The following is a 13,557-nucleotide window of genomic DNA, read 5'->3' as shown; positions in this document are numbered from 1 at the left end:
TTATGGCTCATCGGTCCACCCGTCCGGCAGGCGTTCTGCCGGGCAGAATGAAGGAAGAGGCATGGATCGAGCTCAAAAGTCCGAGCTGGTTGCCGAGCTGAAGCAAGTGTTCAACGAGACCAGCGTGGTGGTGATCACCCGCAATCTCGGCCTGACGGTGGCCCAGTCCACCGATCTCAGGAATCGCATGCGGAATGCCGGCGCCCGCTACAAGGTGGCCAAGAACACGCTCGCTTTGATTGCCGTCGAGGGCACCACCTACGCTCCGATCAGCGACATGCTGACCGGGCCGACGGCGCTCGCGACATCCACCGACCCGGTGGCGGCCGCAAAGGTTGCCGTCGAATTCGCGAAGACCAACGACCGGTTGGAAATCGTGGGCGGCGCGATGGGCGAGACGCTTCTCGACGTGAACGGCGTCAAGGCTCTTGCCGAGCTTCCGTCGCTCGATGAACTGCGTGCCAAGATCGTGGGCCTCGTCCAGGCGCCCGCGACCAAGATCGCGCAGCTCGTCAACGCGCCGGCGGCCAAGCTTGCCCGTGTGGTCGGCGCTTACGCCAACAAAGAAGCCGCCTGATTCAATTGAAACCCGAACCTTGGGGCCTTGTTGCCCCTCATGGAGATACAAATGGCAGACATTAATTCCATCGTTGACCAGCTCTCCGAGCTGACCGTCCTTGAAGCCGCCGATCTCGCCAAGGCGCTCGAAGAGCGTTGGGGCGTTTCGGCCGCCGCGGCTGTCGCCGCGGCCCCGGCCGGCGGCGGCGCCGCCGCTCCGGCTGCCGAAGAGAAGACCGAGTTCGACGTCATCCTCACCGGCGACGGCGGCAAGAAGATCAACGTCATCAAGGAAGTCCGCGCTATCACCCAGCTCGGCCTCGGCGAAGCCAAGGCCCTGGTCGAAAGCGCTCCGAAGCCGATCAAGGAAGGCGTCTCCAAGGCGGAAGCCGAAGAGATCAAGAAGAAGATCGAGGAAGCCGGCGGCACCGTCGAGCTCAAGTGAGCTTCTTCTTTTGAAGTGGATGGGGCGGTCCGCGCGAGCGGGCCGCCCTTATCTTATGTGGCGGATCGGCGTTGATCCTGTCTCGAGGCGAGAGCGAGCTTCCGCACGAGATCATCGGGGATGGCCTGACGCGGCGAGAAGGTGATGCCGGTCTTGGTCGCCTTGAGCCCGGCGGCCGCAATATCGTCGGCACAGGCCATGATCGCGGCGGGAGAGAGATACAGGCCGCATTGCCTGCTGAAAGCCGCATAGCCGGCGACGATCGACTGGCCGATCCTGAAACCCGGCATCTTGTAGGCGATAACCTCTTCGGCGTCAGGCAAGGCGCTCGCCAGTTGCGCGCGCAGTCTTGCCAACAATGGGCGGAGGTCTTCAGGAGCTTCGGCGATGTAGGTGTCATGATCAGCGGGCATGGTGCAAGCAAAGTAGGACTGGCGTGACATTAAAGGCAAGCACCTAATGCGATTGATTGACACAGGCCTTTCCCCTCCCTAAATAGCCACCATCACTACAGCCTTTCGGAACAGAATGCGCCGTCGCGCAGCGCATTCCACGCATTGATCGGCTATGGTTTCACAGGACGCTGAAGCTGCGGTTTCCAAGGGGGAACCTGCGGCTTTTTGCGTTTTTGCGTGCCCGAAATTGACGAGACGAGGCAAAAATCCAAATGGCGACCAAAGCAGCTCAGCCGACCGAGAATCGGTCCACGGCGTCCAAGCGTATCCGCAAGATCTTCGGAAACATCCACGAAGTCTCCGAAATGCCGAACCTCATCGAGGTTCAGCGCGAAAGCTATGAGCATTTCCTGCGCTCGCGTCCCCAGGAAGGCTATGTCTCCGGCCTCGAAAAGACGCTTCGTTCGGTCTTCCCGATCCGCGATTTCGCCGGCACGGCCGAGCTCGATTTCGTCCATTACGAGCTCGAAGAACCCAAATATGACACCGACGAATGCCGCCAGCGCGGCATGACCTATGCGGCGCCGATGCGCGTGACGCTCCGCCTGATCGTATTCGAGGTCGACCCCGATACCGAAACCCGCTCCGTGCTCGATATCAAGGAGCAGGACGTCTACATGGGCGATATGCCGCTGATGACGAAGAACGGCACGTTCATCGTCAACGGCACCGAGCGGGTCATCGTCTCGCAGATGCACCGTTCGCCGGGCGTCCTGTTCGACCATGACCGCGGCAAGACCCATGCCTCCGGCAAATATCTCTTCGCCGCCCGGGTCATTCCCTATCGCGGCTCCTGGCTCGATTTCGAGTTCGATGCCAAGGACATCGTGAACGTCCGCATCGACCGCAAGCGCAAGCTGCCGGTCACCGCCCTCCTCCATGCGCTGGACATGAATTCGGAGGAGATACTGAACGAATTCTATGGCCGGGTGACCTACGTCCGCGGCAAGAATGGCTGGCAGATCCCTTATGTGCCGGAACAATGGCGCGGCCAGAAGCCCAGCTTCGACATCGCCGACGGCAAATCCGGCGAAGTCGTCTTCCCGGCCGGACAGAAGATCAGCCCCCGTGCCGCCACCAAGGCCGCCAAGGACGGGCTCGCCGAACTGCTCATCCCGACCGAAGAGATTTTCGGCCGTTATTCGGCCTTCGACCTGGTCAACGACAAGACCGGCGAAATCTATATCGAGGCCGGCGATGAAGTGACGCCCGAAAATCTCGAAAGGCTGGACCAGGCCGGCATCGACCGGATCGAGCTGCTCGACATCGACCATGTCAATATTGGCGGCTGGATCCGCAATACGCTCAAGGCCGACAAAGCCGAGGATCGCGACCAGGCGCTCAGCGACATCTATCGCGTCATGCGCCCCGGCGAGCCGCCGACGCGCGAGACGGCCGACGCCCTGTTCGCAGGCCTGTTCTTCGATCCGGAGCGCTACGATCTTTCGGCCGTCGGCCGCGTCAAGCTCAACATGCGCCTCGATCTCGACGTCGAGGACGATGTCACGACTCTTCGCAAGGAAGACATTATCGCGGTCGTGAAGACCCTGGTCGACCTGAAGGACGGCAAGGGCGAGATCGACGACATCGACAATCTCGGCAACCGTCGCGTCCGCTCGGTGGGCGAGCTGCTGGAGAACCAGTATCGCGTCGGCCTGCTGCGCATGGAGCGCGCCGTGAAGGAAAGGATGAGCTCGGTCGACGTCTCGACGGTGATGCCGAACGACCTCATCAACGCCAAGCCGGCGGTCGCCGCCGTGCGCGAATTCTTCGGCTCCTCGCAGCTGTCGCAATTCATGGACCAGACCAACCCGCTGTCCGAAGTGACGCACAAGCGCCGCGTCTCGGCGCTCGGGCCGGGCGGCCTCACCCGCGAGCGTGCGGGCTTCGAGGTTCGCGACGTCCATCCGACCCATTATGGCCGGATCTGCCCGATCGAAACGCCTGAAGGCCCGAATATCGGCCTGATCAACTCGCTGGCGAGCTTCAGCCGGGTCAACAAATATGGCTTTATCGAGACCCCCTATCGCAAGGTGATCGACCACAAGGTGACCAACGAAGTCGTCTATCTCTCGGCGATGGAAGAGGCGAAGCACACGATTGCACAGGCCAATGCGGAATTGGACAAGGACGGCGGCTTCGTCGAGGAGATCGTCTCCTCCCGCCAGGCCGGCGACTTCCTGATGGCACCGCGCGATCAGATCACCCTGATGGACGTCAGCCCCAAGCAGCTGGTTTCGGTCGCGGCCTCGCTCATTCCCTTCCTGGAGAATGACGACGCCAACCGCGCCCTGATGGGATCGAACATGCAGCGTCAGGCGGTTCCGCTGATCCGCGCCGAGGCGCCCTTCGTCGGCACCGGCATGGAAGAGACGGTGGCGCGCGATTCCGGCGCAGCCATCGCGGCCCGCCGCGGCGGCATCGTCGATCAGGTGGACGCCACCCGCATCGTCATTCGCGCCACCGGCGAGGTCGAAGCCGGCAAGTCGGGCGTCGACATCTACACGCTGATGAAGTTCCAGCGTTCGAACCAGAATACCTGCATCAACCAGCGTCCGCTGGTGAAGGTTGGCGATGTGGTCAATGGCGGCGACGTTATCGCCGACGGCCCTTCGACCGAGTTCGGCGAATTGGCGCTCGGCCGTAACGTGCTGGTCGCCTTCATGCCCTGGAACGGCTACAATTATGAGGATTCAATCCTCATTTCCGAGCGGATCGTGAAGGACGACGTCTTCACTTCGATCCATATCGAAGAGTTCGAGGTGATGGCCCGCGACACCAAGCTGGGCCCTGAAGACATCACCCGCGACATCCCCAATGTCGGCGAGGAAGCGCTTCGCAACCTCGACGAGGCGGGGATCGTCTATATCGGCGCCGAGGTCGAGCCGGGCGACATCCTGTGCGGCAAGATCACGCCGAAGGGCGAAAGCCCGATGACGCCGGAGGAAAAGCTGCTCCGCGCCATCTTCGGCGAGAAAGCGTCGGACGTGCGGGACACCTCGCTGCGCCTGCCGCCCGGCGTCGCCGGCACCGTCGTGGAAGTTCGGGTCTTCAACCGCCACGGCATCGACATCGACGATCGCACGCGGGCGATCCAGACCGAGGAAAAGGATCGGCTGCGCAAGGACAGCGAGGACGAACGTTCGATCCTGAAGCGGGCGACCTATGCGCGGCTTCGCGAGATGCTCACCGGTCAGATCGCCACCGCCGCACCCAAAGGCGTCAAGAAGGGCAGCGCCATCGACGAGGAGATGCTGGAAAGCGTCGAGCGTCACGAATGGTGGAAGTTCGCGGTCAAGGAAGACAAGGTCCAGGCGGATCTCGAGGCCGTGAAAGCCCAATATGACGAGGCCGAAGGCGTCATCCGGCGCCGGCTGGAGGATCGCATCGAGAAGCTGGAGCGCGGCGACGAACTGCCGCCCGGCGTGCTCAAGATGGTCAAGGTGTTCGTCGCGGTGAAGCGCAAGCTGCAGCCGGGGGACAAGATGGCCGGCCGCCATGGCAACAAGGGCGTCATCAGCCGGATCCTGCCGCAGGAGGACATGCCCTTCCTGGAGGACGGGACCCCGGTCGACATCGTGCTGAGCCCCCTGGGCGTGCCTTCGCGCATGAATGTCGGTCAGATCTTCGAGACCCATCTGGGCTGGGCCGCGCGTGGCCTCGGCCAGCAGATCGCGGAGATGCTGGAGAATATCCACGCCAACGGGCAGCAGTTCGACGGCAAGGATGTCGGCGCGGTCCGCACCAAGCTGAAGGATATTTACGGCGACCATTATAATGACGACATCGACGCCCGCGACGATGCGCAGGTGATGGAATTGGCCTCCAATTTGGTCACCGGGGTTCCGATGGGCACGCCGGTGTTCGATGGCGCGCGCGAAGCCGACGTGTCGATGATGCTGCGCAAGGCCGGTCTCGACGAGAGCGGCCAGGTGACCTTGTTCGACGGACGCACCGGCGACGAGTTCGACCGTAAGGTGACTGTGGGCTATATCTACATGCTGAAGCTCCACCATCTCGTGGACGACAAGATCCACGCCCGGTCGATCGGCCCCTACAGCCTCGTCACCCAGCAGCCGCTCGGCGGCAAGGCGCAGTTCGGCGGCCAGCGTTTCGGGGAAATGGAGGTCTGGGCGCTGCAGGCTTATGGCGCCGCCTACACGCTCCAGGAAATGCTCACGGTGAAGTCGGACGACGTGATCGGCCGCACCAAGGTCTATGAAGCGATCGTCAAGGGCGACGATACGTTCGAGGCCGGCATTCCCGAAAGCTTCAACGTGCTGGTCAAGGAAATGCGCTCGCTGGGCCTCAACGTCGAATTGAATTCGGTCGCCAACGCCGAAGACGGCGAGACGCCGGCTTTGGCAGCGGAATGAGCAGAGCGGGCGCCGGACCCAAGCCCGGCGCCCCTCTCCTTCGCCAAGACATGAATTGCATCCCCTGAAAGGGACCTGAGAGATGAATGAACTGACCAACTTCGCCAACCCGGTCGCCAAGCCGGAGACGTTCGACCAGATCCAGATCGGGATCGCCTCCCCCGAGCGCATCCGCAGCTGGTCGTTCGGCGAGATCAAGAAGCCCGAGACGATCAACTACCGGACGTTCAAGCCCGAACGCGACGGCCTGTTCTGTGCGCGCATCTTCGGTCCGATCAAGGATTATGAATGCTTGTGCGGCAAGTACAAGCGCATGAAATACAAGGGCATCGTCTGCGAAAAGTGCGGCGTGGAAGTGACCGTATCGAAGGTCCGCCGCGAGCGGATGGGCCATATCGAGCTGGCTGCCCCTGTCGCCCATATCTGGTTCCTGAAGTCGCTGCCGAGCCGCATCGGCCTGCTGCTCGACATGCAGCTGAAGCAGCTGGAGCGCGTCCTTTACTTCGAAGCCTATATCGTCATCGAGCCCGGCCTCACGCCGCTGGAGAAGTTCCAGCTGCTCACCGAGGACGAGCTGCTCGAAGCCCAGGACGAATATGGCGAAGACGCCTTTTCCGCCGGCATCGGCGCCGAGGCCGTCCGCGTCATGCTCGAGAGCCTCGATCTAGAAGGCGAGAAGGTAGAACTGCTGCGCGAGCTGGCGGAGACCAAGTCGGAGCTGAAGCCCAAGAAGATCATCAAACGCCTGAAGGTCGTCGAGAGCTTCCTGGAATCCGGAAACCGGCCGGAATGGATGATCCTGGAAGTCATTCCAGTCATCCCGCCGGAGCTTCGCCCGCTGGTGCCGCTGGATGGCGGCCGCTTCGCGACCTCCGATCTCAACGATCTTTATCGTCGCGTCATCAACCGCAACAATCGCCTGAAGCGGCTGATGGAGCTGCGCGCGCCGGACATCATCGTCCGCAACGAAAAGCGCATGCTGCAGGAATCGGTCGACGCATTGTTCGACAATGGCCGCCGCGGACGCACCATCACCGGCGCCAACAAAAGGCCGCTCAAGTCGCTGTCCGACATGCTGAAGGGCAAGCAGGGCCGGTTCCGGCAGAATCTGCTCGGTAAGCGCGTCGATTATTCCGGCCGTTCCGTGATCGTGACCGGGCCGGAGCTGAAGCTCCACCAATGCGGTCTGCCGAAGAAGATGGCGCTCGAGCTGTTCAAGCCGTTCATCTACTCACGCCTCGACGCCAAGGGTCTGTCCATGACTCTGAAGCAGGCGAAGAAGTGGGTGGAGAAAGAACGCAAGGAAGTCTGGGACATCCTCGACGAGGTGATCCGCGAACATCCGGTGCTGCTGAACCGCGCGCCGACGCTCCACCGCCTCGGCATCCAGGCGTTCGAGCCCGTGCTGATCGAAGGCAAGGCGATCCAGCTCCATCCGCTCGTCTGCGCTGCGTTCAACGCCGATTTCGACGGCGATCAGATGGCCGTGCACGTCCCGCTGAGCCTCGAGGCCCAGCTGGAAGCGCGCGTGCTGATGATGTCCACCAACAACATCCTGTCGCCCGCTAACGGCAAGCCGATCATCGTGCCGTCGCAGGACATGGTGCTTGGTCTTTATTATCTGACCATGGAACGTGACGGCGAGCCTGGCGAAGGCTCGATTATTTCGGACATGAGCGAAGTCCACCAGGCGCTGAACGCCAAGGTCGTGACGCTCCACACCAAGATCACCTCGCGGGTCCCGCAGACTGACGAGAATGGCAATCTCTACATGAAGCGCGTCGAGACCACGCCGGGCCGGATGCTCGTCGGCGAGACCCTGCCGAAAAGCCACAAGGTGCCGTTCGAGACCGTCAATCGGCTGCTCACTAAGAAGGAGATCGGGGACGTCATCGACGTCGTCTATCGCCACACCGGGCAGAAGGAGACCGTGCTCTTCGCCGACGCGATGATGGGGCTTGGCTTCCGCCACGCCTTCCAGGCCGGCATCAGCTTCGGCAAGGACGACATGATCATCCCGCACGAAAAGGTCGGCCTGGTCGATGAGACCAGGGCGCTCGTGAAGGATTATGAGCAGCAATATCAGGACGGTCTGATCACCCAGCAGGAAAAGTATAACAAGGTGATCGACGCCTGGTCGCGTTGCGGCGACCAGGTCGCCAATGCGATGATGGAGAAGATCAAGGCGCAGCCGATCGGCGAAGACGGGCGCATGGCGCAGATCAACTCGATCTACATGATGGCCCATTCCGGCGCCCGCGGTTCGCAGGCGCAGATGAAGCAGCTCGCCGGTATGCGTGGCCTCATGGCCAAGCCTTCGGGCGAGATCATCGAGACGCCGATCATCTCCAACTTCAAGGAAGGCCTGACCGTCCTCGAATATTTCAACTCGACTCACGGCGCCCGCAAGGGCTTGGCCGATACGGCGCTCAAGACGGCGAACTCGGGCTATCTGACCCGCCGCTTGGTCGACGTCAGCCAGGATTGCGTGATTGTCGAAGAGGATTGCAAGACCGACAATTCGCTCGACATGCGGGCCATCGTCCAGGGCGGCGCGGTAATCGCATCGCTCGGCGAACGCATCCTCGGCCGCACCCCGGCGGAGGATATCGTCGATGACAAGACCGGCGACGTGCTGGCCAAGGAAGGCGAGCTGATCGACGAGGCCGCGGCGTTGCGCATCGACGAGATGGGCATCCAGTCGGTCAACATCCGGTCGCCTCTGGTCTGCGAGAGCGAGCATGGCGTCTGCGGCAAATGCTACGGACGCGACCTTGCCCGCGGTACGCCGGTCAATATCGGCGAAGCGGTCGGCGTCATCGCCGCCCAGTCGATCGGCGAGCCCGGCACGCAGCTGACGATGCGGACCTTCCACATCGGCGGCGCCGCCCAGCTCAACGAAACGTCGAGCCTGGAAGCGTCGGTGGACGGCACGATCGAACTGCGCGACCTGCCGACGATCATGGACGCCCGCGGCCGCCGCGTCGCCATGGCACGCAACGGCGAGCTCGCGATCGTCGACATGGACGGCCGCGAGCGAGCGGTGCACCGGATTCCCTATGGCGCCCATCTGATGGCCGATCACGGCCACATCGTCTCAAAGGGCGACCGGATCGCGGAATGGGATCCGTTCATGATGCCGGTGATCACCGAAAAGGGCGGCGTCGTGAAGTTCCAGGACCTGATCGACAGCAAGACGCTTGCCGAGCAGACCGACGAAGCTACCGGCATCGCCCAGCGGGTCGTGACCGAGTATCGCGGCTCGGCCCGCGCCAAGGAGGATCTGCGTCCGCGGATCACCCTGCTCGACGAGAATAGCGGCGAAGCGGCACGCTACATGCTCTCGCCGGGCGCCATGCTTTCGGTCGAGGACGGCCAGACGGTCGCGGCCGGCGAGGTTCTCGCCCGCGTTTCCCGCGAAGCGGCCAAGACGCGCGACATCACCGGCGGTCTGCCGCGGGTGGCCGAGCTGTTCGAGGCTCGCAAGCCGAAGGAGAATGCGATTATCGCCAAGGTCTCGGGCCGTGTCGAATTCGGCAAGGATTACAAGGCCAAGCGCAAGATCGGTATCCGTCCCGAGGATGGCGGCGAGCTGGTCGAATATCTGGTGCCGAAATCGAAGGTGATCGACGTCCAGGAAGGCGATTTCGTCAAGCGCGGCGACAATCTGATCGGCGGCTCCCCGGACCCGCACGACATATTGGAGGTGCTCGGCGTCAAGGCGCTGGCCGAATATCTGGTGTCGGAAATCCAAGAAGTCTATCGGCTGCAGGGCGTGAAGATCAACGACAAGCATATCGAGACGATCGTTCGTCAGATGCTGCAGAAGGTCGAGATCACGGAGAGCGGCGACAGCACCTATCTGGTGGGCGAACAGATCGACCATCAGGAGATGCGCGAGGCCAATGTGAAGCTGAAGGCGGCCAAGAAGAAGCTGGCCGAAGGCAAGCCCGTCCTGCTGGGCATCACCAAGGCGAGCCTGCAGACCCGCAGCTTCATTTCGGCCGCATCCTTCCAGGAAACCACCCGCGTGCTCACCGAGGCTTCCGTGCAGGGCAAGATCGACACGCTCGATGGCCTCAAGGAGAATGTCATCGTCGGCCGGCTCATTCCGGCGGGAACCGGCGCCGGCATGAACCGGATGCGGATCGCAGCCTCCAGCCGTGATGCGGCGCTTCGTGCGCAGCATCGCAAGCTGCAGGATTCGATCGCCGCCGCCAATCAGGAAGCCTTGATCGCCGCCAACACCGCCGCCGAAGAACATGCGGCGGAATTGGCGCAGGGCCCTGAAGCGGCGATCGGCGACGATCCGCTCGGCTCGGTCGCACCGACTGGCCACGGCACCGATGCCGATGCCGGGGAATATCTCCAGGATTGACGCTGAAGCGGCGATCCGAGCCGGTATGAACGACGCCCCGTCCGGAAAAATCCGGCGGGGCGTTTTCATGAAGGCAATGTGCTGGCGAAGCTTCCCCTGACGCTGGTGCTCCTGGCGCTGGTGATCCTGCCCGCGCGGGCAACGATCCGGATCATCTTGCACCGCCGCAGGGATTGACGCCGAAACGACCGGCATTGGCCTTTTACCGCGACTTCGTTATCCGGTGCCGATGGACGTGACCGGCCTTCGCATCGCTATGTTCAGCGGCAATTACAATTATGTCCGCGACGGCGCCAACCAGGCGCTCAATCGCCTGGTCGGCTATCTGCTGCGGCACGGCGCCGCGGTCCGCGTCTATTCACCGACGGTCGAACATCCGGCCATCGCCGGCAACGCCGATATCGTCGACATACCGTCCGTGCCGATCCCGGGCAGATCCGAATATCGCGCGCCCGTCCTGCTGTCGCCACGCGCAAAGAAGGACATCCGCGCCTTTCAGCCGAACATATTTCATATCGCCAGCCCGGAGCTGCTGGGGCACCGCGCGGTCACCCTCGCCCGCCGCATGGATGTACCGGCGGTGGCATCGGTCCATACCCGGTTCGAAACCTATCCCCGTTATTATGGCCTTGCCTTCCTGGAGCCGCTGTTACTCGCCGGCCTGAGACGCTTCTATCGCCGCTGCGACGCCATTTTCGCGCCATCGGAGTCGATGGCCCAGCTGCTACGCGAGCAGCGTATGAACTATGATGTCGGCATCTGGACCCGCGGCATCGACCGCGAGATCTTCAATCCCGGACGACGCGACATAACGTGGCGCCGGCAGTGGCGGATCGAGGACGATATCCCCGTCATCGGCTTCGTCGGACGCCTCGTCATGGAAAAGGGTCTCGACGTCTTTTCAGACAGTATCGACAAGCTGGCGCAGGCGAAGGTCCGTCACAAGGTACTGGTGGTCGGAGAGGGGCCGGCGCGCCTCTGGTTCGAGCGCCGCCTGCCGGATGCCGTTTTCGTCGGATTCCAGGAAGGAATGGATCTGGGCCGGGCCGTCGCGTCGATGGATATGCTGTTCAATCCGTCAGTGACGGAGACGTTCGGCAATGTGACCCTGGAGGCGATGGCGGCGGGGCTGCCGGTCGTCGCCGCCATTGCCACCGGCAGCCAGAGCCTGGTCACGGACGGCGTGACCGGGCGCCTGATCAGAGCCGGGGCGATCGGCGCCTTTGCCGATGCCCTGGCCCAATATTGCGACAATGCGGACGCACGGCGCGCGGCCGGCGCGGCCGGCGCGGAAGTGAGCAAGAATTACGGGTGGGACCAGGTGAATAGCAGTCTGGTCGATTCCTATCTGCGTATCATCCGGCAGAGAGCCGAGGGCGCGAGATTGCCCGGGACCAGTCCGGTGCCATGAGAATCGGCCCTTCTTTGGCGGCATCTGGGGAATCGAAGATCGTTGCTTTTGCGGAACATAATCATTCGCGGTCGGTTCAGTGTCACGGAAGAGCCCCAAATTGGTCACGCGGGGTTCCCCCGGACGCCTCAGCCCCAATCGCTGGGGCGTCCTTTATTAGAGTCACTACAGAGGGGTAGAAATATGAAGCTGATTCTCAAAGCCGCGCTTGGTGCCGGCCTGATGGCCTTGGCTGCCTGCGGTGGACAGGGCGACGATTCGCTTGGCGACAATATCGCCGACAATGCCGATGCCGTCGCGGACGTGATGGAGGACCAGGCCGACAATATGTCGAACGAAGTCGCCGCCGATATGGTCGAGGACAATGCCCAGGCAATCCGCGAGGAAGGCGAAGCCAAGGAGGACGCGATCGACGACGCGGACGTCCAGGTTAACCAGCAGTAATAGAGTTCATCATTCGATAGATCGCGAAGCTCCCTTTTCCGCGATCCTGGCGCTCCGGGGCGTATCTCTCGGAGCGCCACTATCTGCTCGCGCACGAAAGCGAACGGCTGACGGGCCATGCCCGATCGGCTAGACCAGTCCCCGTGAGCGACCTTTTCCCCGACGATCCCCCCGCCGCCCCCGCTGCGCCGGCCGACGATGCGCCGCTGGCTGACCGCTTGCGCCCCCAGGTCCTGGTGGACGTGGTGGGTCAGGACCATCTGACAGGCGCCGATGGCGCGATCGGAAGGATGGTGGCGGCGGGCAAGCTCGCCTCGATCATCCTGTGGGGGCCGCCGGGAACCGGCAAGACCACCATCGCCAGACTGCTTGCGGAGGCGGTGGGCATGCGGTTCGTGGCGATTTCGGCGGTCTTTTCCGGGGTCGCCGACCTCAAGAAGGTGTTCGCGGAGGCCCGGGAACACCGGCGGATCGGCAGGCAGACCCTTTTGTTCGTCGATGAGATCCATCGCTTCAATCGCGCGCAGCAGGACGGTTTCCTCCCTTATGTCGAGGACGGCACGGTCGTCCTGGTCGGCGCAACCACCGAAAATCCCTCCTTCGAGCTCAATGCCGCCTTGCTGTCGCGCGCGCAGGTGCTGATCCTCAACCGGCTCGACGGGATTGCGCTCGGCCAGCTGCTCGAACGGGCGGAGGCCCTGGTCGGGCGGCCATTGCCGCTGACCTCGCCGGCCCGGGAGGCCTTGATTGCCACGGCCGACGGCGACGGGCGCTTTCTCCTCAACCAAGCGGAAACCTTATTCTCGGTGACGCTGAAAGAGCCTCTCGACCCGGCCGGCCTGTCCGCCCTGCTCCACCGGCGCATGCCGGTCTACGACAAGGACCGGGAAGGCCATTACAACCTCATTTCCGCGCTTCACAAGGCGATGCGCGGATCCGATCCGCAGGCCAGCCTATATTATCTGGCGCGGATGCTCGTCGCCGGCGAGGAACCTCTCTACGTGCTGCGGCGAATCGTCCGCTTCGCCTCGGAGGATATCGGTCTCGCCGACCCGCAGGCCCTGGTGCAATGCCTGGCGGCGAAGGACGCCTATGAATTTCTGGGCTCGCCGGAAGGCGAGCTCGCCATCGTCCAAGCCTGCCTCTATTGCGCGACTGCACCCAAGTCGAATGCCGCCTACCGGGCCCAGAAGGCCGCTTGGCGCTCGGCCCGGGACACGGGGTCGCTGATGCCGCCGAGGAATATCCTGAACGCCCCCACGAAGCTGATGAAGCAGATCGGCTATGGCAAGGATTATCGTTACGACCATGATGCTCCGGAAGGCTTTTCGGGCGACAATTACTGGCCCGAGGAGATGGAGCCGCAGACATTCTACACGCCCACCGACCGGGGACTGGAGAAACGGATCGCCGAGCGGATCGCCTGGTGGGAGGAACAACGGACGCAGCTGCGCGGGACATGAAAGCAGTTCCGCAGGCGGGGCCAGCCT

Annotated in this window: 8 protein-coding genes; 7 read left to right on the top strand and 1 reads right to left on the bottom strand. The window is 62.9% G+C overall.

Annotated features, from left to right (window positions below):
• Window positions 1-61: 61 nt before the first annotated feature.
• On the top strand, window positions 62-577 hold the full coding sequence (gene rplJ, locus RQX22_RS05275; RefSeq protein ID WP_315724330.1) for a 50S ribosomal protein L10: 516 nt from the start codon (window positions 62-64) through the stop codon (window positions 575-577).
• Between the two features lie 51 nt (window positions 578-628).
• Complete coding sequence (gene rplL / locus RQX22_RS05270) at window positions 629-1,003, top strand: 50S ribosomal protein L7/L12 (protein WP_315724328.1); 375 nt, start codon at window positions 629-631, stop codon at window positions 1,001-1,003.
• 53 nt (window positions 1,004-1,056) lie between these two features.
• On the opposite strand, the gene RQX22_RS05265 is transcribed toward rplL, so the two are convergent.
• On the bottom strand, window positions 1,057-1,416 hold the full coding sequence (locus RQX22_RS05265) for an iron chaperone (protein WP_315724326.1): 360 nt from the start codon (window positions 1,414-1,416) through the stop codon (window positions 1,057-1,059).
• Window positions 1,417-1,670: 254 nt separating this feature from the next.
• Here RQX22_RS05265 and rpoB point away from each other — a divergent pair, with 254 nt between their 5' ends.
• From rpoB to RQX22_RS05240, 5 genes are all read left to right on the top strand, one after another.
• Entirely contained in the window at window positions 1,671-5,834 is a 4,164-nt protein-coding gene (gene rpoB, locus RQX22_RS05260) for a DNA-directed RNA polymerase subunit beta (protein WP_315724325.1), read from the top strand.
• Window positions 5,835-5,916: 82 nt separating this feature from the next.
• A complete protein-coding gene (gene rpoC, locus RQX22_RS05255; RefSeq protein WP_315724323.1) occupies window positions 5,917-10,212 on the top strand; it encodes a DNA-directed RNA polymerase subunit beta' in 4,296 nt (1,431 codons plus the stop codon).
• A gap of 229 nt (window positions 10,213-10,441) precedes the next feature.
• Window positions 10,442-11,623: a glycosyltransferase family 4 protein gene (locus RQX22_RS05250; RefSeq protein ID WP_315724321.1), complete on the top strand. Its 1,182-nt coding sequence runs from the start codon at window positions 10,442-10,444 to the stop codon at window positions 11,621-11,623.
• Between the two features lie 183 nt (window positions 11,624-11,806).
• Window positions 11,807-12,067 (top strand): hypothetical protein, encoded by a 261-nt coding sequence (locus RQX22_RS05245; protein WP_315724320.1) that lies wholly within the window; start codon window positions 11,807-11,809, stop codon window positions 12,065-12,067.
• Window positions 12,068-12,210: 143 nt separating this feature from the next.
• Window positions 12,211-13,530: a replication-associated recombination protein A gene (locus RQX22_RS05240; protein ID WP_315724318.1), complete on the top strand. Its 1,320-nt coding sequence runs from the start codon at window positions 12,211-12,213 to the stop codon at window positions 13,528-13,530.
• Window positions 13,531-13,557: the final 27 nt, after the last annotated feature.

It is taken from the genome of Sphingosinicella rhizophila (assembly GCF_032378825.1).
GTDB lineage: Bacteria > Pseudomonadota > Alphaproteobacteria > Sphingomonadales > Sphingomonadaceae > Allosphingosinicella > Allosphingosinicella rhizophila.
This window is presented reverse-complemented; position numbering and strand designations above follow the sequence as displayed.

Bases quoted from the DNA above. Each gene is read 5' to 3' on its own strand.
- rplJ (WP_315724330.1), top strand. From the start codon at position 62: ATGGATCGAGCTCAAAAGTCCGAGCTGGTTGCCGAGCTGAAGCAAGTG.
- rplL (WP_315724328.1), top strand. From the start codon at position 629: ATGGCAGACATTAATTCCATCGTTGACCAGCTCTCCGAGCTGACCGTC.
- RQX22_RS05265 (WP_315724326.1), bottom strand. From the start codon at position 1,416: ATGCCCGCTGATCATGACACCTACATCGCCGAAGCTCCTGAAGACCTC.
- rpoB (WP_315724325.1), top strand. From the start codon at position 1,671: ATGGCGACCAAAGCAGCTCAGCCGACCGAGAATCGGTCCACGGCGTCC.
- rpoC (WP_315724323.1), top strand. From the start codon at position 5,917: ATGAATGAACTGACCAACTTCGCCAACCCGGTCGCCAAGCCGGAGACG.
- RQX22_RS05250 (WP_315724321.1), top strand. From the start codon at position 10,442: ATGGACGTGACCGGCCTTCGCATCGCTATGTTCAGCGGCAATTACAAT.
- RQX22_RS05245 (WP_315724320.1), top strand. From the start codon at position 11,807: ATGAAGCTGATTCTCAAAGCCGCGCTTGGTGCCGGCCTGATGGCCTTG.